Here is a 20,035-nt window from a genome sequence, read left to right on the forward strand (position 1 = left end):
ATGAAACCGCCGTATACGGAACCGTACGTACGGTGGTGTGAGAGGTCGGGGGTTAGTCACCCCCTCCTACTCGATTGAATGTAGAAGGACGACGATAACTATACTAGTTGGTTCCAAAGTTGATTGAAGTGCAAGACAAAGACTCCTAACCGAAAAGCGGAAGGGCTTTGCTCAGAGGCGGGTGGCATAAGACGAACCGTCCACGAAGGCGTTCTTTGCCTTCTTGGACGGTTTGGCTTATGACATGTGCCTATAAGACCTGCAGTTGGACAGTTCCCTTCTCTGAGGGGGCTCCCTGTCCGCCCGCGGAAAGCGAAGTCTTGCACGGAAATCATAACCGGCATTCAATAAACTTTCTATAATCCTTCTACTTCCCGATTCCTCCTATAATATGGTACATTTGAAACAGAATTTTTTAGTAGAAGGCTCCGCTGCATTTCTGGTATAACCGGATATAGCTGTTGATTGGAGTGCAAGACGAAGACTCCGGCGGGAGAAGTGGCCAATGTGAGACCCCGCAGGCGAAGCCGAGGAGGCTCACGGGTCACCCGCGGAAAGCGAAGTATTGCACGGAAATCAACAGCGGTATTTTAACAGGAGCCTTAATAGAAAGGAAGCTTCCAAGATGGGTACATTATGGACAAACGGAAAAATCTATACAATGCAGTCGGAAGGCCACATGGTCGAAGCCGTCTATACAGAAAACGGGTTCATTAAAGACTTGGGCCAGGCAGAACAATTAAGGAACAAATATACAATAGAAGAAACAATCGACTTAAAGAATGGCGTCATGTTCCCCGGATTCGTGGACAGCCATATGCACTTGATCGGCCATGGGGAGACCCTCCTGCGCCTTGACTTGTCACAGATGACGAGCAAAGAAGAGGTACTGGAGGCCATAGCTGAAAAAGCAGGCAAGCTTCCCGAGGGACAATGGATCTTCGGGGAAGGATGGAATGAAAATCTTTGGGCCGGAGCGGAAGTCATTACAAAGAAAGAACTGGATGACGCTGTACCGAACCACCCTGTCCTGTTAAAAAGGATCTGCCGCCACGCCATGGTGGTCAACTCCCTTGCGCTTAAAGAGGCAAAGATTGATGAGGAAACCCCTGATCCTGAGGGAGGATTGATTGAAAAAGGTGAGGATGGCAGCCTGAACGGACTATTAAAGGATAAAGCCCAGGACCTCATGACAGCAGCCCTTCCTCCCATATCATCAAACTATCTGGAAGAAGCCCTGTCAAAGGGTATAGAGAGTTGCTGGGAAAATGGCCTTGTCGGTGGACATACAGAAGATTTAAGCTATTACGGAAATTTCAACAAAACGTACAATGCGTTCAAACAAACGATCAACCATAACAATAAAAAATTCAGGGCGCATCTACTTGTCCATCATGCAGTGATCGATGATTGGCATGAAGAAGGGCATCAATTCCTTGGAGGAAATGAATTCATCGAGTTCGGAGCCATGAAAATCTTCGCCGATGGCGCCCTCGGAGGCAGGACAGCCCTTCTCAGCTATCCTTATGCAGACGAACCGGATACAAAAGGTGTCAGCATCCATTCTCAGGAAAAGCTCCTGCAGCTGGTTGAAAAAGCACGAAGCCTTGAGCTGCCGATTGCCGTCCATACGATCGGTGATCAGGCATTCGAGAATGTCGTGGATGCCATCACGGTACACCCATCTGAAAAATCGAGGCGTGACCGATTGATCCATGCGCAGATTCTCAGGGAGCAACTGATAGGAAAAATCAAAGGTCTCCCCCTCATATTGGATATCCAGCCGCGTTTTGTCGCTTCTGATTTTCCATGGGTGATCGACAGGCTCGGTAAAGAAAATATGAAATACAATTATGCCTGGAAGACTCTGCTCGACAGAGGCGTCCACTGTGCGGGCGGATCCGACGCCCCGATCGAACCCGTCAATCCTTTATGGGGCATCCATGCCGCTGTCACAAGGACAAATCCTTTGGATCCGGAAAAGACCGTTCATATTCCTGAAGAACGTCTCTCGATGTACGAAGCGATTTCGCTTTTCACAAAAGGAAGCGCATATGCTTGTCACCATGAAAGTGACAGGGGGATGATCAAGGAAGGCTTTACTGCAGACTTTACGGTCCTTGAAAAAGATCCATTCGAGTCCAATCCAGATGAATTGCTCGAAAAAATCGTTTCCATGACCATAATCGACGAAACAATCGTCTTTGCAAAAGAATAAAAAGATTGCCCCCAAAACGTTTCCCCGATATAATGAAGTTATTTCGGAAACAGAAATAATTTTGGGGGTGTTTTTTTATGAAACAGAATGAACAGACAGGTATGATATACACAGCTTTTTCCTATTTTCTATGGGGAATACTCCCGATTTACTGGAAATGGTTAAACCATGTATCAGCTGACGAAATCCTGGCAAACCGGATCTTTTGGTCTTTCTGGTTTATGCTTTTATTTTTATTTTTCACGAAGAGATGGAAGGCTTTCACTTCCTACATAAAGACTTCATTGACCAAGAAAAAACAGCTGCTTGCTTTACTGCTTGCTTCTCTTTTGATCAGTGCCAACTGGTTCATTTATATCTGGGCAGTGAATACGGATCAGATGGTGGAAGCGAGTCTGGGTTACTATATTAATCCTCTTGTCAGTGTCCTGTTAGGGGTGTTCATCTTAAAGGAAAGCTTGTCAAAAGCGCAAATCGTTTCATTTATCCTTGCGGCTGCAGGTGTGTTGATCCTGACGTTCTCGTATGGAGATTTCCCTTGGATCGCGATGGGTCTCGCCTTCTCATTTGGTCTTTACGGCCTTGCCAAGAAGATGATCAAAGTGGATTCTGCGATCGGTCTGACCTTGGAGACGATGACGATTGCACCGCTTTCGCTTATCTATATGGGGTATTTGTACGCGGATGGGACACCATCGTTATTCACCGTCTCATGGGGGACGGATCTTCTCTTGATGGGGGCGGGGGCGGCCACGGCGATTCCGCTGCTTTTCTTCTCAAAGGGCGCGCAGCAGATCCCGCTTTATATGGTCGGGTTCCTGCAATATATCGCGCCGACGATCACCTTGATCCTCGGTGTCATGGTCTATGGTGAAACCTTCTCCATGACCCATCTGATCTCGTTCATGTTCATTTGGATCGCGCTGGCCGTTTTTACGGGTTCCCGTATCCGATTTGCGAGGAAAAGAAGAAGGGAAGCGAAGCTTTCTGCATGACAGGGAAAAAGCTCCGGGCATTTGCCGGAGCTTTTTTACTTTATGTTTATAAGAAGGAACGCTTTACTTTCTCCCAGAAGGAGTTGTCCTTTAGTTTTACGGTTTTAATGATTTTATCACTTAATTTTGCTTCCACTTTCTCAACGTGCTGGATGCTGAGGGCTTCATTGTCCATCCCCATCGCTGGGTAGTCATTTCCATCCTGGACGATTTTCAGTTCCAGGCGGCGTTTGTCGCTGAGGATGAAGGACGATCCAAGGGTACGGTACCGGTTGTTGTTCAGTGAAGCCATTTCACTGACCTGAAGACAAGGGATCATCGGATCGACGACCGCTCCGCTGACGGATTTATTATACGCTGTACTGCCCGTCGGAGTGGCGATGATCATGCCGTCCCCCCTGAATGTTTCAAAGTGGATATCATCAATGAAGACATCCATTACGAACGTCTTGATGATCCCGGATCTGATGCTGAATTCATTCAGGCAATGAAAAGAAGTCTGCTCGTCGACCGTGACTTCAATGGTTGGGTATTTTCTTACTTCAATTTGCTCTTTCGTCATCGCATCGATCATCTTGGATGTATCATCGATATGGAAATCGCAGTACATGCTCAGAGTACCGCCTGTCGAGATGCCTGCATACAGGCAGTCCTGTCTGAAGCCTGTTTTACGGACAGCCTGAAGTAATGTACCGTCACCGCCTACACTCACGATGATGTTTGCTTCTTTATGGGACTGTACGATGTTGAAATCATAACGGTTTGCCAAATCATATAGTTTGTCGAGCTTGGGCTGGATGGCTTTATCTTTTAATACGTAAAAATAAATATTCCTGCGATTGTTCATTTCTATGTACCTCCCAAAATTTAGTAGGATAATTTTTCCCATTCCATCAAAAGTCTGCTAAAATAACTTTGTGAATATTCTATCATGATTTGCCATGAGAATGATATTCATATCCTTACATAAGATAGGATAAACAAGGGAGGAATATACTTATGAATGCGAAAAGATGGATTGCCCTGGCGATTGCAGCAGGTCTGTTCTTTGTCTCCGTTGTGGTGAATTTCGCCACTTCAGCATTGACAGGGGATTTCAATAAGGCGTTTGATGAGGTGCTTGGCGGCACCGAGCAGGCTTTTGGGGAAGAAATCATTGAGGATGGAAACATGCAGAAGAGAATCGCGGTGCTTGAGGTGAATGGGGTCATCCAGGATACCGGGGATGCAGCTTCCATGTTCCAGAGTCCCGGCTATAATCATGAACAGTTCATGGAAAAGCTGGATGCCGTCCAGGAAGATGATTCGGTAAAAGGGATCATCCTTAAAGTGAATTCACCAGGCGGAGGAGTGGTAGAAAGCGCTCAAATCCATTCCAAGCTGGTTGAGATCATAGAAAAATCGAAAAAACCTGTTTATGTTTCGATGGGCAGCATGGCGGCTTCAGGAGGATATTACATATCTGCACCTGCAACGAAGATCTTTGCAAGCAAGGAAACATTGACCGGTTCACTGGGAGTGATCATGCAAAGCATCAATTACTCCGAGCTTGCGGAGAAATATGGTGTTGATTTCGTGACGATCAAGAGCGGTCCGTATAAAGATATCATGAGTCCGACAAGGAAAATGACAGAAGAAGAAAGAAAGATCCTTCAAACAATGATCAATAATTCGTATGAAGGCTTTGTGGATGTCATCGCAAGCGGACGTGACATGTCTGAAGCACAGGTGAAAAAGATTGCAGATGGAAGAATCTACGACGGCCAGCAGGCGAAAGATGCCAACTTGATTGATGAGTTCGGATACATTGAAGATGTCATCGCTGCGATGAAGAAAGATCATAATCTGAAAGGCGCAGAGGTATTTGAATATACAAGCGGCGATCCTTTCTCAGAATTATTCAGCATGAGCGCCAAGAAGATGATCGGCAAGGACTTTGAAGCAACCGCATTGATGAAGCTTCTGTCAAAGCCGAATGCCCCAAGATTGATGTATCTATATTCTGAGTAAGGAAGGTGAATGAAGTGAGTGAAAATCAAGATGCACCTCGTGTACACGAGGAGGAAACCATAGAGAAACATGACGAATTGACTTCGCAGCACTCTGTTATTCAGACGCCTCCGCCATATAAAGAGACAAGGGGATATTTTCTCGCAGGTTTCTGGCTGAGGGTGTGGGCTTACCTGATTGATCTCATCGTCATCGGAAGCATCACACGGCTTATCGTGAAACCCGTGTTCAAAGTCCTGGATGTTTCACTGGTGGAAGGTTCGATGTTTGCGCCGATATCCATTCTTTCTGCTATCGTCTTTTACGGCTATTTTGTCCTTATGACAAAGTTCTTCAGTCAGACGATCGGGAAAATGGTACTTGGAATCAAGGTGATTGACTTGAAGGGAAGCCGTCCGACATGGGGGACTGTCATCTTCAGGGAATTGATCGGCCGCTTCATTTCGTCTACCATTTTTATTCTTTATATCGTGGTGGCGTTCACCACTAAGAAACAGGGAATACATGATTTGTTTGCCGATACAACGGTTGTTCAGGAGAAAAAGAAACTTGAATTCTCACCGGCTGTGTAGGTGAATGTGCCGCTCTATTCATAGGGCGGTTTTTTTATTGCCCAATAGCGACTCATTTTTCAGGGAAAAAAATAATCAGGGGAAGACCGTTTAATTTTTCTTTCAACGTACATACTGAAAAGTTGAAGGGTTGTGAAAAAATTGAATGGTTGGGTATGGGCATTACTCATTCTATCTGCATTATTAGTTATCATCATTATTCTTATTATCATAACGAAATTAACGATCACCCTTTCTTTATACCACGGTAATGACAATGATCATTTCAAGGTGAAACTCCGGGCTTGGTTCGGGTTGCTGAGATACACGATCGACGTTCCGCTGGTCAAACTTGATGACGACGGTCCCAATGTCGTGGTCGAAGAGAAAAAAATGAGGGGGAAGGAAAAAGCGCCCTCGAGTGAAAAAGAATCTAAAAAGAAGATTTCTCCGAAAGATTTTATCAACAGCCTGCATGATACGAAAGAAATCCTTACCCATGTAAAAGGGTTTCATAAGATCATCCGCACTTTTTTGAAAAAAGTGAAAATCGATCATATCCATTGGAAGACCTTATTCGGAACCGGTGATGCTGCTTCCACAGGGACGATGACAGGGGCGATATGGGGCTTGAAAGGAAGCATCATCGGCATCATCAGCGGATATATGAGGCTTCAGTCACCCCCATCGGTCGAAGTGATTCCATCCTTCCAGAAAGCCATCATCCAGACTCACTTTTCATGTATTATCCAGTTTCGGATAGGGAATGCTATCCTAGTAGGTTTCAAGATACTTCGGTACTGGAGAGGCGGCAAACCGGACTTCAAGGCGTTGTCTCTTTCCGGTCTCTCAGAAGAAGAACAACAATCAGTTTAGCGAGGAGGACTAGACATGTCTGAACATCCGATTGAAGGTCTCATGACCACTGCAATGGAAAATTTAAAAGAGATGATCGATGTAAATACAATCATTGGCGATCCTGTGGAAACACCGGACGGCAGCGTGATCCTGACGGTTTCAAAAGTAGGCTTTGGGTTTGCTGCAGGCGGAAGTGAATTTAACATCGACGGCAAAAGCAAAAAAGGTGATTCTGAAGGAGGAAAAGGCGGCAGCAACGGTGAAGGGTCTTCGAAGAAGCAGCCGTTTGGCGGAGGTAGCGGCGGCGGGGTCTCCATCACACCGATCGCATTCCTGATCGTCAGCTCAAGAGGCATCAAAATGCTTCATCTGGACGAAAGCACACACCTCTTGGACCGTCTGCTCGACCTTGCCCCGGGTGCAATCGAAAAAATCCAGGGCATGATGAAAAAGAACGACCAGGGAAGCGGCCAACAAGGAAACGGATCAAAACAGAATATGGATTTCTAAAAGAACAATTTCTTAAGGGGGCTGACTCTGTTGTCAGCTCTTTTTTGATAGAACCATAATCGTCTCGATGGATGGCGTATGAAGGTGTACCAGCAGTTGATTAGGGTGCAAGTCGAAGACTCCTGCGGGAGAAGCGGGCCAGGTGAGACCCCGCAGGAGCTTTAGCGACGCGGAGGCTCAACGACCGCCGGCGGAAAACGAAGTCTTGCACTGAAATCAACTGTGGCATTTTAACATCTCGACCCTTATCAGTTGCGTTGCACATCCGATTTTCTGTACTATGAAACTGTACATACTAATCATAGAGGAGGAACAAATAATGGCAAACATTACATTTAAGAACAACCCTGTAACACTGCTTGGCAGCGAAGTGAAAGTCGGGGACAAAGCACCTGATTTCACCGTACTTGCAAATGATTTATCAGAAGTGACTCTGAATGATTCAAAGGGTAAGGTTCGTTTGATCAGTGTCGTTCCTTCAATTGATACTGGTGTTTGTGATGCACAAACAAGAAAATTCAACGAAGAAGCAACGAAATTTGATAACGTTGAAGTATTGACTGTTTCAGTCGACCTTCCTTTCGCGCAAAAGCGCTGGTGCGGAGCGAACGGTATTGAAAATGTCCAGACGCTTTCTGATCACCGCGACCTTTCATTCGGTGAAGCATACGGCGTTCACATCCAGGAATTGCGTTTGCTTGCACGTGCCGTATTCGTGGTCGACAGCAATGATGAAGTCACTTATGTGGAATATGTGAGTGAAGCAACCAATCACCCGGATTACGATGCTGCAGTAGAAGCAGTGAAGAATGCGAAATAATACAACTCACTAGAGAAAAGGGACATGCTGACCTGCCTTCGCTGTATGGTCAGCATTGTTGTTTTTACAAACTGCCCGGCGGCGGGTAAAATAGAGGACAGAAAACGTTGGTAAAGGAATGAATGATATGATGAATTCGCCAGTCGAATCTCTTTTCGCGATCATCGATGAAACGTCACAGCTTCTTAAGGAAGAGCTCGCATGCAGCTATCTGGAAGCCGTGGCCGAAACAGGGGAAAACCTTTTTCAAGGCGAGATCCTTCAAGATGAAGTAAGCGAACTGACAAAAAAACGTCTACATAAAAAATATGAAGAAATCAAGATCGGAAGCTTTGAAAATGAGGATATCCGCAAAGCCTTTCAGTTTGCCATCCTCAAGGGTATGAAGGAAAACGTTCAGCCAAATCATCAGATGACCCCGGATTCCCTCGGGTTGTTTATCAGCTTTCTCGTCAATAAATTCACTCAGGGCAGCGAAAAGCTGACTGTGCTGGACCCGGCGATCGGTACAGGGAATCTCCTGACAACTGTGTTGAATCAGATGCCACACGTTGAATCCGACTCCATTGGGGTGGAAATCGATGAAGTGCTGATCAAGTTGGCCTATGTAGGGGCCAATCTTCAAAAGCACCCTCTGCAGCTGTTCAATCAGGACGCCTTGGAGCCTCTTTTCATCGACCCGGTAGATATCGTTCTCAGCGATCTTCCTGTTGGATACTATCCGAACGATATCAGAGCCGGCGATTATGAATTGAAAGCGGAAGAAGGGCATTCCTACGCACATCATTTATTCATCGAACAAAGCCTGAAGCATACGAAAGAAGGCGGCTACCTGTTCTTCATCGTCCCGAATGCACTGTTCGAATCACCGCTCAGCAGCCAGCTTCATTTATTTTTAAAAGAAAAAGTGAACATACAGGGCTTCCTGCAGCTGCCTCTTTCACTCTTTAAAAATAAGAACTCGGCCAAAAGCATCCTGATTCTTCAAAAGAAGAAAGAAGGTTTGAAAGCGCCGAAAGAAGTCCTGCTCGCGAATCTTCCAAGCCTCTCAAATCAGCGTGCATTAGAAGATATCCTTGGCAAGATTGATCAGTGGCTGGTTGAAAATAAATAATGCTTGATTGGAGACTGTTCTTGATTAGGGCAGTCTCTTTTACTTTTTCAATGATTGGAGGGGGCGGCACTTGAATTCGATGGGAGACAGAGGAAATGTGGAGACCCCCCAGCGTTTGGGTGAGCGGCCTGGGGAGCAGGCAGGATGAAGATTTTTCGACATGTAGGGTGCAATTAATTTTTTGAGAGGGAGAATTAATTTGTTGAAGGGTAGAATAGTGTCGATGAAGGGTGTAATCGTGATCCTGAAGGGTGCAATTATACGATTGAAGGGCAGAATCGTCATTTTGCTTCCTGAAAATCGTTGATCGGGTTCAGGATACAGACTGCTGTCCCTGCGGCGGCGCAAAAATCAAGATTCCGGCGCAATAATCCGGAAAGTGACGCAATTCTGATTTCCGGAACAATAATCCACTACAGGAGCCCGACCCCATTCTTAAATAGAGCCATAACGAGACTATTAAAGTACAAGCTTGACGAAAGAATCCCTCTGTTCAGAAGCGAGACTTAAATGGCTCGGCCTGTTCCCCGGGGATTCTTGTGCATGTAACGTAAAGAACTAGCAAATGTTGAAAAGTTTAATTCATTCCTTTATGCGGTAAAAAAAGAGTGAATCCATTTGGAATTTTGTGAAAATATTTAATTTAACATGAAAACGATGTCATTTCAAGCTTTTTCTTGAAATAGGGAGTGGACAGTGATTAAATGAGAAACTGAGAGATAAAAAGTGATTCTATGAACACAATATAGATAATCAAGATCCTAAATTAAAAGGAGCGATACATCGTGGCAAACAAAATCATTGCGATCAATGCTGGAAGCTCATCTTTGAAGTTTCAGCTTTTCGATATGCCTGAAGAAACAGTTATCACTAAAGGACTTATTGAGCGTATTGGCTTGGACAATGCGGTTTTCAACATATCAGTGAACGGTGAAAAGAAAGAGGAAGTAACGGATATCCCTGATCACGAAGTAGCGGTCAAAATGTTATTGGACAAGCTGACCGGCTTTGGCATCATCGGTTCTCTTGATGAAATCCAGGGAATCGGACACCGTGTCGTACACGGAGGGGAAGTCTTTAACGAGTCTGTCCTCATCACGGATGAAGTAATTGAAAAGATCGGTGAACTGTCAGATCTTGCTCCGCTTCATAATCCTGCGAACCTGACAGGTATCAAAGCATTCAAGAATGTGCTTCCGAATGTACCTGCAGTAGCGGTATTTGATACGGCTTTCCACCAGTCCATGCCTGAAAGCTCATTCTTATACAGCCTCCCTTATGAGTATTATGAAGATTTCGGCATCCGTAAATACGGATTCCACGGTACTTCACATAAATACGTATCTGAGAGAGCCGCTGAAATGCTTGGCCGTCCGAAGGAGCAGGTGCGCCTGATTTCCTGCCACCTTGGTAATGGTGCGAGTATCGCTGCCATCGAAGGCGGAAAATCAATCGATACGTCCATGGGCTTCACACCACTTGCAGGTGTAGCGATGGGTACCCGTTCAGGGAACATCGACCCGGCATTGATTCCATTCATTATGGAAAAAACAGGTTCAACAGCGGAAGAAGTGTTGAATATCCTGAATAAAAAATCAGGAATGCTTGGTGTATCCGGATTCTCAAGCGACCTTCGTGATATTGAGCAGCAGGCCTCTGAAGGAAATGAACGTGCAGAGCTTGCCCTCGAAGTATTCGCGAACCGCATTCATAAATATATCGGTTCCTACGCTTCACGCATGTACGGGGTAGATGCGATCGTATTCACTGCCGGCATCGGTGAAAACAGCACCCTTGTCCGTGAAAAAGTACTTCAAGGCCTTGAATTCATGGGTGTATACTGGGATCCTGCACGCAATAACGTGCGCGGTGAAGAAACTTTCATCAACTACCCGCACTCACCGGTAAAAGTCATGGTCATCCCGACTAACGAAGAAGTCATGATCGCCCGTGACGTTGTTGAAAAAGGAAACATTTAATATAGGCTGAATCAAACAGGACCTCCATATTGACGGTCCTGTTTTTTTGCAGTTATATAATAGAAGATAAAATTACAGAAAATTCACTTTACATTTTTATCGGGGACAGAAGTTGTATGATATACTTATACTAATTTCGTAACTGTAAGGAGTGGAAGTCATGAGCTGGTCCGATCGGGATAAACAAGTTTGGCAGTCAATCAAATCGTGGAAAGAAGGCTTGTATGAATATGAAGCGAATGATTTGGAGCATACATATGTAAAGTGGCTGGATTACGCTTTTGAATCCATCCCCCAGGATGTCCAGGAACAATTTTTTCAGCGTTTGGACGGCTGGCTGTTCCACATGCATTCCCTTATCCAGGGATCGCAGATGCAAAATGATGCAAGGGAACGCATCCTGGTAACGGCCAGGGCATTCAACCAGGATATTGAGACGATTGAAGATCTTCAGTACCTCACAATTGATCAGCTTCATTATATCGCCGAGCAGCATGCAGGACGGCACCGCATTTATTCATTGTTCCAAGGCGGATTCACAGGTACAGGCGGACTTGTGGCTCTTGGTTCGGATCTGCCTGCAATGGCCGTGATCAATCTAAGGTCGGTGCAGCTGATTGCGATCACCTACGGATTTGATGTCCAGACGCCGTTTGAAATGATGACAGCATTGAAAGTGTTCCATGCCTCCACCCTTCCATCACGACTCCGGGCACTGGCCTGGGAAGATCTCATGGAGGATTTGAACAAGAAGGATTCGAATTATTTCTATGACGGATCGGAACAGCTGACCGATTATACGTGGCTCGAGGGACCGATGAAGCAGGCATTCAAAGCCCTTGCGATCACCATGTTCAAAGGGAAGAAGTGGTCGGGTCTTCCGCTTGTCAGTATAGCGGTCGGTGCAGGTGCGAACTATCAGCTTTCCCGTAAAATCACTGATTTTGCAGAGAAATATTATCAGTATCGTTACCTGCGCTTGAAGAAGAATCAATAAAATGCATTTTTTGGCAAAAGCGAAAAATCCGAACTATAATGAATCCTAGAATTCATAATAATAGTTCGGATTTTACTTTGACTAAAAAAATTTTTGTCACGGCTTTTTTTTATAATGCTGCGTTGTTTTTTGAACCAAGAGTAGATTGCTAATAAGAATGTACTTTTGATTAGCACTTCATCTTATTGATAATAAAACGATAGACTCAATAAAAATATTTGATTTTTCGATAATAAATTCAAGGAATTCGATAATAATTCTTTCAGTTCCGATAATAAATTCAAGGAATTCGATAATAATTCTTTCAGTTCCGATAATAAAAAGTTAATTTTCGATAATAAATTAACCGACCATCAAAAAATACCCTCATTAAAAATGACGTGAGCCGAAAAGTTATACAGTTCATAAAGGAATTTAATTTTCACCTGTCACCTTTATCCAAAAACAAACAATAAAATCATAAAAAACGTGAAAAAATATTAAAAAAAGACAGTACTCATACCCTCAGGCATCATCCCTCAATAATCGGCATCTTCAGCCCGGACATAAAGCGTGTACTATTCCTCATTCATTTCCGGTGATTTACGATACCATATCCACAGATCATTGATCTGCGATGCTTTCTCTGATATTTCGCTGTTCAGCCTGCAAGATTCCGCAAAGTCCTCTTCCTGGCCGAGGCGGGACTGCAGCTCTTCAATTTCCTCATCAATCTCCCCGATCCGGTCAGGAATGGCTCCTCTAATTCTTTCCCACTCGAGAAGGATGGCTTCCTTCTCATGAGACGGATACATGCCCCACTCCTTTGACAGGCAGGGCAGATTTATTTTCAAACGTGTATTGTATGAAAAGTGACTGCTTATTGTACTCATATAACTCCTGCGTTCTCCTTTTCCGTGTTAATATCGTTAATTAAATCCTACATCAATTCCCCCTGCGAATCCATTCATACTGCTGATTCAGAATATGGCTCATAAAATATTTATACAAATTTATGAATAAGTATTGAAATATAGAAGAGATGTTGTTAATATAAATTCATTCAAAAGAATAAATATTCATTAATTACTTTCAAATACTCAATTTATATAAACAACAACTGGAGGGAATACGATTGAACAAAAAAGTGGTTTTAGCTTATTCAGGTGGTTTGGATACGTCAGTGGCAGTACAGTGGCTGAAGGAAAAAGGATACGAGGTCATCGCCTGCTGTCTGGATGTCGGTGAAGGGAAAGACCTTGATTTTGTAAAAGAAAAGGCGTTGACGGTCGGTGCATCGAAAAGTTATGTGATCGATGCGAAGGAAGAATTTGCGAAGGATTATGCGCTGACTGCGCTGCAAAGCCATGCGTTATATGAAGGTAAATATCCGCTCGTTTCAGCGCTTTCAAGACCTTTGATTGCAAGTAAACTTGTCGAAGTGGCTGAAAAAGAGGGGGCTTCTGCCGTCGCACACGGATGTACGGGAAAAGGGAATGACCAGGTGCGATTTGAAGTTTCCATTGGGGCTTTGAATCCGGAGCTTGAGGTGATCGCTCCTGTCCGTGAATGGAAATGGTCACGCGAAGAAGAAATCGAATATGCCAAAGATAAAGGGATTCCAATTCCGATCAATCTCGACTCTCCTTACTCCATCGATCAGAACTTGTGGGGAAGAAGCAATGAATGCGGTGTCTTAGAAAATCCTTGGACGGCTCCGCCGGAAGATGCTTATGATCTTACCAGCAGCATCGAAGAAGCACCGGATACAGCAGATGTGGTGGAAATTACATTTAAACAGGGTGTACCGGTTGAATTGAATGGACAGGAGAAACCGCTGGATCAATTGATTTCTGAGTTGAATCTTATTGCAGGTAAACACGGGGTAGGGCGCATCGACCACGTGGAGAACCGTTTGATCGGAATCAAATCGCGTGAAGTGTATGAATGCCCGGGCGCTGTCACTCTCCTGAAGGCACATAAGGAACTTGAAGATTTAACGCTTGTGAAGGAACTCGCACATTTTAAGCCGGTCATCGAAAAGAAAATGACTGAGTTGATATATGAAGGCCTCTGGTTCTCACCGTTAAACCAGGCATTAAAAGCATTCCTTGATCAGACTCAAGTGTATGTCAATGGAGTGGTACGTGTGAAACTTTTCAAGGGTCATGCCATCGTGGAGGGAAGAAAATCCCCGAACTCACTGTATGATGAAAATCTGGCTACGTATACAAAAGCGGATGAATTCGATCATGATGCTGCGGTTGGTTTCATCAAGCTTTGGGGACTGCCGACAAAGGTTTCCTCTGCCATCAACAGCTCTGAGAAAAAGGAGAAAGTGACTCTATGAGTAAGCTGTGGGGCGGACGATTCACAAAAAAACCGGAAGAGTGGGTGGATGAATTCAATGCATCCATTTCATTCGACCAGCAATTGGTCTTTGAGGATATAGAAGGCAGTATCGCCCATGTGACCATGCTGAAAAAATGCAGCATCCTGTCTGTGAAAGAAGCAGATCAAATCCTTCAGGGGCTTCACACGCTGTATGACAAGGCATTGAAACAGGAATTGGATTTTTCAGTGGAGTATGAGGATATCCACTTGAACCTTGAAAAACTATTAATTGATGAAATCGGCGAAGTCGGGGGTAAACTGCATACTGGGAGAAGCAGGAATGATCAGATTGCCACCGATATGCATTTATTTTTAAAGCGCAGGGTGCAGGAAATCATTGAACTGATTGATGAACTGCAGGAAGGGATCATCCTTCAATCCGAAAAAAACGTGGAAACGATCATACCCGGTTATACGCATCTCCAGCGCGCACAGCCGATTTCGTTCGCCCATCATTTAATGTGTTATTTCTGGATGCTTCAGCGTGATAAAGAGCGATTGGAAGATTCACTTAAGAGAATTGATCTTTCACCGCTTGGTGCCGGTGCGCTCGCCGGTACGACATTTCCCATCGACCGGGCATATTCGGCTGAACTGCTCGGTTTCGGTTCATATTATGAAAACAGTCTTGATGCAGTCAGCGACCGCGATTTCATCGTTGAATTCTTGAGCAATGGATCGATATTGATGACGCATCTCTCCCGGCTGGCTGAAGAGTTCATCCTCTGGTCAACCGAAGAATTCCAATTCATTGAACTGGATGACAGCTTTACAACGGGAAGCAGCATCATGCCCCAGAAAAAGAATCCGGACATGGCTGAATTGGTCAGGGGGAAGACGGGAAGAGTCAACGGCAACCTCATTTCCTTACTGACAGTCCTAAAAGGGCTGCCACTTGCCTATAACAAAGACATGCAGGAAGACAAAGAAGGGATGTTCGATACGGTCAAAACCGTGGTCGGTTCATTGAAGATCTTCAATGGGATGGTCCGTACGATGACAGTCAAACAGAAGAGAATGAAAGAAGCTGTGTCGAATGACTTTTCAAATGCGACTGAACTCGCTGATTACCTGGCAGCCAAAGGCGTCCCTTTCAGACAGGCTCATGAAATCGTCGGCAAGCTTGTCCTCCATTGCATCGGGGAAGGATATTATTTGAAAGATGTCCCGCTCGAAGAGTACCAGCAGCACTCACCTCTCATCGAGGAAGATATCTACTCCATCCTGGAACCTTATGCTGCGGTTGAGAGACGGAATTCTTACGGCGGCACAGGATTCCAACAGGTGAAAACCCAAATAGATAAAGGGAAATCGCTTTTAAAATCAAAAGAAGCGGCAACTAAATAATAAATAAAGAGAGGCGGAAATCCGCCTCTCTTTATTTACTCTTCTTTTTCTTCTGTCCGTACAACAAGGACATCGCAATGAGCAGCCCGGGTGATATGCTCTGAGACGCTTCCAATCAGAAAACGTTCCACTGCATTCAATCCGGTGGCACCGCATATGATCAGGTCTGCTTCAATGTTCTTGTTCGCTTCTCTGGGGATGATCACTTTAGGAGAACCATATTCAACATACGTATTTACCTTTGTAACGCCTTTGCCGGCTGCTTCTTTTTTATATTCCTCGAGAAGCTCCTCGGCATAACGGATCGCCCGCTCACCGACAGTACGGTCATATGACTCGATTGCGGCAAATGAACGCGTATCGATCACGTGAATCATGGAAAGTGTTGCATCATTACGCTTTGCGATGGCAATCGCCTTCTGGAAAGCCCATTCAGCTTCTTTGGATCCATCGACGGCTACTAATATGTTCTGATACTTCAAACTCATTGTTATCCCCTCCTTATCTTTATCATACTATATTTTCCCACTTATAGCCCGTGACGGAAAATCGAACAATATAGAAGAAAATATCTGATCAACAGGGGGAATTACGATGAAGAAGAAAGATCCTAAAGAACAGTTTACGTACGAAGATCAGGGAAGCATGGAAGTAAGCCAGCAAATCATGAATTCGTACACGAGCGGTGTTATCGATACGGAAAACGGATACTACAATACCTATGAAGATCATGGGGAACAAGAGCAATAAGCGTTTAAAAATGGCTGGTTCACGTTTGTGGCCAGCCATTTTTCTATCCAAGTTTCTTTTCAAAAAAGGGTGAATTCCTCTTGAATAACGACATGCGTTTCGCTGCCGCATAAAGGGCGGATGTAAGGATAAAGGAAAGGAAACCGGGTGAATAGGTTTCCGGTATCAAAATATAAAATAACATTCCGATGAGAAGCACCCATAAAGCTTCTTTGTTATAGGTTGATGTTCCGTTAAGGAGCCCGAAAAGAGATTTTTCGGTTAATGTTCCTTTTTTCACGAGCAGATAATCAGAAACCACAATCGCCGAAATGGGAATGACCAGTATGCCAAGGAGTGATATGTAGCCTTGTGCATGTGAAACGAGCGACGGGATGCAGCTTAATAGAATGCCTGCTGCCCCGAAAACAGCAGCACTTTGAATCCGTGACAGCGCAGGAAGGGCATTAAGGAGGCTGTAGCCCCCGGTATAGGCATTACTGAGGTTGATCGAGATCATTGAAACCATTGCACACAGGATGATAATCACTAACAGTATGAGTGACGAGGTGAGTTCACTTGCCGCGACAAATGGATTCAAATCATTGAACAGGCTCGCACTCAATCCGCCAAGCAAAGCAGTCATCATGAAACCGGCCACATTTCCGCCGTACAATCCCCAAAAACCGTGGGCACTGCTTTTACTGTAGCGTGTAATATCAGAAGAAGCACTGACACCAGATACATATTGAACAAATACAAGGCTCGAATAAAAAAAGAATGCACCTGCCTCAGCATCTTTGGTGCCTGTTGTTAATGGAGTCATATCGCCGGCAGCAAGACCTTCTTTGATAAATAGATAAAGTATGACAAGCTGACCGATTACCAGGACCGGAATGAAGTATTTGACCGCTTTTTTAACCGCATGGAACCCGACCAGTGCAAGAAGAGTCATGATGAGGGCCAGCCCTGCGGCAATCGGGATGAATGGCAGTGACATACCTGTAAGCTTTTCCACGCTGGACAAAAGGACATATGTTCCGCCGATGGTTTGAACACTGAACCAGTAAAGAGATGTCAGTGACCGGATGGGAGAAGCGATCCTCATGGAAAGTTTCGTACCGATCAAGGTTCTCAGCACATATTGAGCGGGCAGCCCGTGTCTTGATCCGGGCAGCGAAAGAAGTGAAACAAACAGAAACGCTGCAAGCGCGCCCAATACGGTACAGGTGAATGCAGCGACGAAGGACAATCCGCCCTCAGTAACCGCCAGTGCAGGAACAAGAAAGTTTCCCGCATTGACCGAAAACGCAAGCTGAATGATGAAATATTCCTTCCACGTTGTTGTCTTCTGTTCTGCCGGAACCGGCTCCAGACCAAGCTTTTCAATCACAGGTTGTTTTACCATAGAAGTCTCCTTTGTATGTATTTTGCTTTTTAACATATTATAAAGCTGAACTTAATTATAAGCTTGTTGGTATGATTGACTGTTCCAGCGTTATGTTGCAGTGGGAGAAGAATCCTTCTATCAAAAAGCGGAAGGGCTTTGCCCAGAGTCTTATGAGATGTGTCTCTTAACCTTGCAGCTGGACATGTAAGAATTGTCACCAACCCCAAACGGAAAGCCAAGTCTTCCACTGATGGCATAAGCGGTAATTAACAACGTTATATATTTTAAAGAATTTTTGCAAAAAAGAGAAGAAATAAACATTTATAATTTTGATTTAAAATAGAGAAATTTTATAATTTATTTGTTAAAATGTAAGTGCTTACAGAGAAGCGAAATTCTCTTAGCTATTATATAAGGAAAATGTTATATTTATGAAGTGATGCTCAATAAGAGCAATTGTGGATTAAGGAGGTAGGCATATATGCGTATTGGTGTGCCAATGGAAATCAAGAATAATGAAAACCGTGTAGCGATGACTCCTGCCGGTGTTGTGAACCTTGTTCAATTCGGACATGAGGTGTTTATCGAATCCGGAGCAGGGATGGGTTCAGGCTTTACAGATGAAGATTACACTGCTGCAGGCGGACAAATCGTAAGCACTGCATCGGAAGCATGGTCGATGGATATGGTCATGAAGGTAAAGGAGCCGCTTCCAAGCGAATATTCTTATTTCCGTGAAGGGCTGATTTTATTTACATATTTACATCTTGCACCGGAACCTGAACTTACAAAGGCACTAATCGACAATAAAGTCGTAGCGATTGCTTACGAAACAGTCGAAGTGAACCGCTCGCTTCCGCTTCTGACTCCTATGAGTGAAGTGGCTGGACGCATGGCGACTCAGATCGGTGCCCAGTTCCTTGAGAAGATCCATGGCGGAAAAGGGGTTCTTCTATCTGGAGTGCCGGGTGTGCGCCGCAGTAAGGTAACGATCATCGGCGGAGGGGTTGCCGGAACGAATGCTGCTAAAATGGCTGTCGGACTTGGAGCTAACGTCACCATCCTTGATTTGAATCCCGACCGTCTGCGCCAGCTCGATGATATCTTCGGAAGCGATGTTACTACGCTGATGTCCAACCCATTAAATATCGAACAAGCTGTAAAAGAAGCAGATCTTGTTATCGGTGCCGTCCTGATCCCGGGAGCGAAAGCACCTAAACTGGTAACAGAAGACATGATCAAGTCAATGACTCCTGGATCAGTCGTGGTCGATATCGCAATCGATCAAGGCGGTATCTTTGAAACGACAGACAGGATCACGACTCATGATGATCCTACTTACGAAAAACATGGTGTAGTCCACTATGCCGTTGCAAATATGCCAGGAGCTGTACCGCGTACATCCACGATTGCATTGACAAACGTGACGGTTCCTTATGCGATCCAAATCGCATCAAAAGGTTACAAGCAAGCATGCCTGGACAATGAAGCCCTGCTTAAAGGGGTCAACACACTGAATGGTTATGTAACCTATCAAGCCGTTGCTGAAGCACACGGACTTGACTACTCAAACACAAGAACACAACTTGAACAACTCTAATACACCAAAGCCGGCCGCAGACAATATTTCTGGGCCGGTTTTTGTTTTCTGAATTGGTTTTTGTTCTTTTTTACAGTAGACCATTCTTTTCCGCTCCAATACACTCTGGTTTATAAAAATAGAACATCATTAAGTTTACGGATGAAAAACTACAGCTTGTATACCCACCATTTAATAAACTTGGTAATTATAGATCATAACTAATTTATATATTTAAATCGTTCTAACAGGTGATTGGAGTGCAAGACGAAGACTCCTCCGTGAGAAGTGGCCAATGTGAGACTTGTCCAGCTGCGGGGCTTAGAGGCACATGTCATAAGTCAAATCGACCAAGAAGGCCTTCGAAGTCAATACGTCTTATGTCACCCGCCTCTTCAAAGCCCCTCCGCTTTTCTTCCAGGCTTGCCGAGGAGCTCAACTTCATCCCCGGGGAATCTTGTGCCTGCAGCGTAAGGGAACGGTCTAAGTTATTCAAATAACAACCAGTTTAGTAATTCAACTTTTAAAACCATAAAAATCCGGGTATATCAATCTATATACAATA

Annotated in this window: 18 protein-coding genes; 14 read left to right on the plus strand and 4 right to left on the minus strand. The window is 44.6% G+C overall.

The window, feature by feature from the left end; translation table 11 throughout:
- The first annotated feature begins 625 nt into the window (after positions 1 to 625).
- Positions 626 to 2,218 (plus strand): amidohydrolase, encoded by a 1,593-nt coding sequence (locus ACKA06_RS11995; protein ID WP_411159752.1) that lies wholly within the window; start codon positions 626 to 628, stop codon positions 2,216 to 2,218.
- A gap of 77 nt (positions 2,219 to 2,295) precedes the next feature.
- Entirely contained in the window at positions 2,296 to 3,213 is a 918-nt protein-coding gene (rarD, locus tag ACKA06_RS12000; RefSeq protein WP_411159753.1) for an EamA family transporter RarD, read from the plus strand.
- Positions 3,214 to 3,259: 46 nt separating this feature from the next.
- Here the strand turns inward: rarD and ACKA06_RS12005 are convergent, their stop codons facing one another.
- A complete protein-coding gene (locus ACKA06_RS12005; protein ID WP_411159754.1) occupies positions 3,260 to 4,060 on the minus strand; it encodes an NAD kinase in 801 nt (266 codons plus the stop codon).
- A 152-nt stretch (positions 4,061 to 4,212) separates the two neighbouring features.
- Between ACKA06_RS12005 and sppA the strand changes: the two genes are divergently transcribed.
- From sppA to ACKA06_RS12045, 8 genes are all read left to right on the plus strand, one after another.
- On the plus strand, positions 4,213 to 5,223 hold the full coding sequence (sppA, locus tag ACKA06_RS12010; RefSeq protein WP_032087342.1) for a signal peptide peptidase SppA: 1,011 nt from the start codon (positions 4,213 to 4,215) through the stop codon (positions 5,221 to 5,223).
- Positions 5,224 to 5,321: 98 nt separating this feature from the next.
- Positions 5,322 to 5,795 (plus strand): RDD family protein, encoded by a 474-nt coding sequence (locus ACKA06_RS12015; protein ID WP_032087462.1) that lies wholly within the window; start codon positions 5,322 to 5,324, stop codon positions 5,793 to 5,795.
- Between the two features lie 132 nt (positions 5,796 to 5,927).
- Complete coding sequence (locus ACKA06_RS12020; protein WP_411159755.1) at positions 5,928 to 6,650, plus strand: DUF2953 domain-containing protein; 723 nt, start codon at positions 5,928 to 5,930, stop codon at positions 6,648 to 6,650.
- Between the two features lie 15 nt (positions 6,651 to 6,665).
- Positions 6,666 to 7,142 (plus strand): GerW family sporulation protein, encoded by a 477-nt coding sequence (ytfJ, locus tag ACKA06_RS12025; protein ID WP_411159756.1) that lies wholly within the window; start codon positions 6,666 to 6,668, stop codon positions 7,140 to 7,142.
- A 319-nt stretch (positions 7,143 to 7,461) separates the two neighbouring features.
- Positions 7,462 to 7,962 (plus strand): thiol peroxidase, encoded by a 501-nt coding sequence (gene tpx / locus ACKA06_RS12030; protein WP_032087344.1) that lies wholly within the window; start codon positions 7,462 to 7,464, stop codon positions 7,960 to 7,962.
- Positions 7,963 to 8,092: 130 nt separating this feature from the next.
- Entirely contained in the window at positions 8,093 to 9,076 is a 984-nt protein-coding gene (locus ACKA06_RS12035) for a class I SAM-dependent methyltransferase (protein ID WP_032087464.1), read from the plus strand.
- Positions 9,077 to 9,861: 785 nt separating this feature from the next.
- Positions 9,862 to 11,055, plus strand: a complete 1,194-nt coding sequence (locus ACKA06_RS12040) for an acetate kinase (RefSeq protein ID WP_032087345.1) — start codon at positions 9,862 to 9,864, stop codon at positions 11,053 to 11,055.
- 160 nt (positions 11,056 to 11,215) lie between these two features.
- Positions 11,216 to 12,052, plus strand: coding sequence for an EcsC family protein (locus ACKA06_RS12045; RefSeq protein WP_411159757.1), 837 nt, complete (start codon positions 11,216 to 11,218; stop codon positions 12,050 to 12,052).
- A gap of 557 nt (positions 12,053 to 12,609) precedes the next feature.
- On the opposite strand, the gene ACKA06_RS12050 is transcribed toward ACKA06_RS12045, so the two are convergent.
- On the minus strand, positions 12,610 to 12,915 hold the full coding sequence (locus tag ACKA06_RS12050) for a hypothetical protein (RefSeq protein WP_064564712.1): 306 nt from the start codon (positions 12,913 to 12,915) through the stop codon (positions 12,610 to 12,612).
- A 251-nt stretch (positions 12,916 to 13,166) separates the two neighbouring features.
- Between ACKA06_RS12050 and ACKA06_RS12055 the strand changes: the two genes are divergently transcribed.
- On the plus strand, positions 13,167 to 14,381 hold the full coding sequence (locus ACKA06_RS12055; RefSeq protein ID WP_064564505.1) for an argininosuccinate synthase: 1,215 nt from the start codon (positions 13,167 to 13,169) through the stop codon (positions 14,379 to 14,381).
- Positions 14,378 to 15,772, plus strand: coding sequence for an argininosuccinate lyase (gene argH, locus ACKA06_RS12060; RefSeq protein WP_032087348.1), 1,395 nt, complete (start codon positions 14,378 to 14,380; stop codon positions 15,770 to 15,772). Before ACKA06_RS12055 ends, argH begins: the two co-directional genes overlap by 4 nt.
- A gap of 35 nt (positions 15,773 to 15,807) precedes the next feature.
- Here argH and ACKA06_RS12065 read toward each other — a convergent pair whose 3' ends face one another.
- Positions 15,808 to 16,260 carry a universal stress protein gene (locus ACKA06_RS12065; RefSeq protein ID WP_032087349.1) on the minus strand — a complete coding sequence of 151 codons (453 nt, stop codon included), beginning with the start codon at positions 16,258 to 16,260 and terminating at the stop codon, positions 15,808 to 15,810.
- Positions 16,261 to 16,366: 106 nt separating this feature from the next.
- Here ACKA06_RS12065 and ACKA06_RS12070 point away from each other — a divergent pair, with 106 nt between their 5' ends.
- Positions 16,367 to 16,522 (plus strand): hypothetical protein, encoded by a 156-nt coding sequence (locus ACKA06_RS12070; RefSeq protein WP_169792803.1) that lies wholly within the window; start codon positions 16,367 to 16,369, stop codon positions 16,520 to 16,522.
- 43 nt (positions 16,523 to 16,565) lie between these two features.
- Here the strand turns inward: ACKA06_RS12070 and ACKA06_RS12075 are convergent, their stop codons facing one another.
- Complete coding sequence (locus tag ACKA06_RS12075) at positions 16,566 to 17,909, minus strand: purine-cytosine permease family protein (RefSeq protein WP_411159758.1); 1,344 nt, start codon at positions 17,907 to 17,909, stop codon at positions 16,566 to 16,568.
- Positions 17,910 to 18,372: 463 nt separating this feature from the next.
- On the opposite strand from ACKA06_RS12075, the gene ald reads away from it, so the two are divergent.
- On the plus strand, positions 18,373 to 19,491 hold the full coding sequence (ald, locus tag ACKA06_RS12080) for an alanine dehydrogenase (protein ID WP_032087351.1): 1,119 nt from the start codon (positions 18,373 to 18,375) through the stop codon (positions 19,489 to 19,491).
- Positions 19,492 to 20,035: the final 544 nt, after the last annotated feature.

This window comes from Rossellomorea oryzaecorticis (assembly GCF_045897515.1).
Lineage (GTDB): Bacteria > Bacillota > Bacilli > Bacillales > Bacillaceae_B > Rossellomorea > Rossellomorea enclensis.

What these genes read in the sequence shown, in the direction of transcription:
- ACKA06_RS11995 (WP_411159752.1), top strand. Translation starts at nt 626, where the DNA reads ATGGGTACATTATGGACAAACGGAAAAATCTATACAATGCAGTCGGAA.
- rarD (WP_411159753.1), top strand. Translation starts at nt 2,296, where the DNA reads ATGAAACAGAATGAACAGACAGGTATGATATACACAGCTTTTTCCTAT.
- ACKA06_RS12005 (WP_411159754.1), bottom strand. Translation starts at nt 4,060, where the DNA reads ATGAACAATCGCAGGAATATTTATTTTTACGTATTAAAAGATAAAGCC.
- sppA (WP_032087342.1), top strand. Translation starts at nt 4,213, where the DNA reads ATGAATGCGAAAAGATGGATTGCCCTGGCGATTGCAGCAGGTCTGTTC.
- ytfJ (WP_411159756.1), top strand. Translation starts at nt 6,666, where the DNA reads ATGTCTGAACATCCGATTGAAGGTCTCATGACCACTGCAATGGAAAAT.
- tpx (WP_032087344.1), top strand. Translation starts at nt 7,462, where the DNA reads ATGGCAAACATTACATTTAAGAACAACCCTGTAACACTGCTTGGCAGC.
- ACKA06_RS12035 (WP_032087464.1), top strand. Translation starts at nt 8,093, where the DNA reads ATGAATTCGCCAGTCGAATCTCTTTTCGCGATCATCGATGAAACGTCA.
- ACKA06_RS12045 (WP_411159757.1), top strand. Translation starts at nt 11,216, where the DNA reads ATGAGCTGGTCCGATCGGGATAAACAAGTTTGGCAGTCAATCAAATCG.
- argH (WP_032087348.1), top strand. Translation starts at nt 14,378, where the DNA reads ATGAGTAAGCTGTGGGGCGGACGATTCACAAAAAAACCGGAAGAGTGG.
- ACKA06_RS12065 (WP_032087349.1), bottom strand. Translation starts at nt 16,260, where the DNA reads ATGAGTTTGAAGTATCAGAACATATTAGTAGCCGTCGATGGATCCAAA.
- ACKA06_RS12070 (WP_169792803.1), top strand. Translation starts at nt 16,367, where the DNA reads ATGAAGAAGAAAGATCCTAAAGAACAGTTTACGTACGAAGATCAGGGA.
- ACKA06_RS12075 (WP_411159758.1), bottom strand. Translation starts at nt 17,909, where the DNA reads ATGGTAAAACAACCTGTGATTGAAAAGCTTGGTCTGGAGCCGGTTCCG.
- ald (WP_032087351.1), top strand. Translation starts at nt 18,373, where the DNA reads ATGCGTATTGGTGTGCCAATGGAAATCAAGAATAATGAAAACCGTGTA.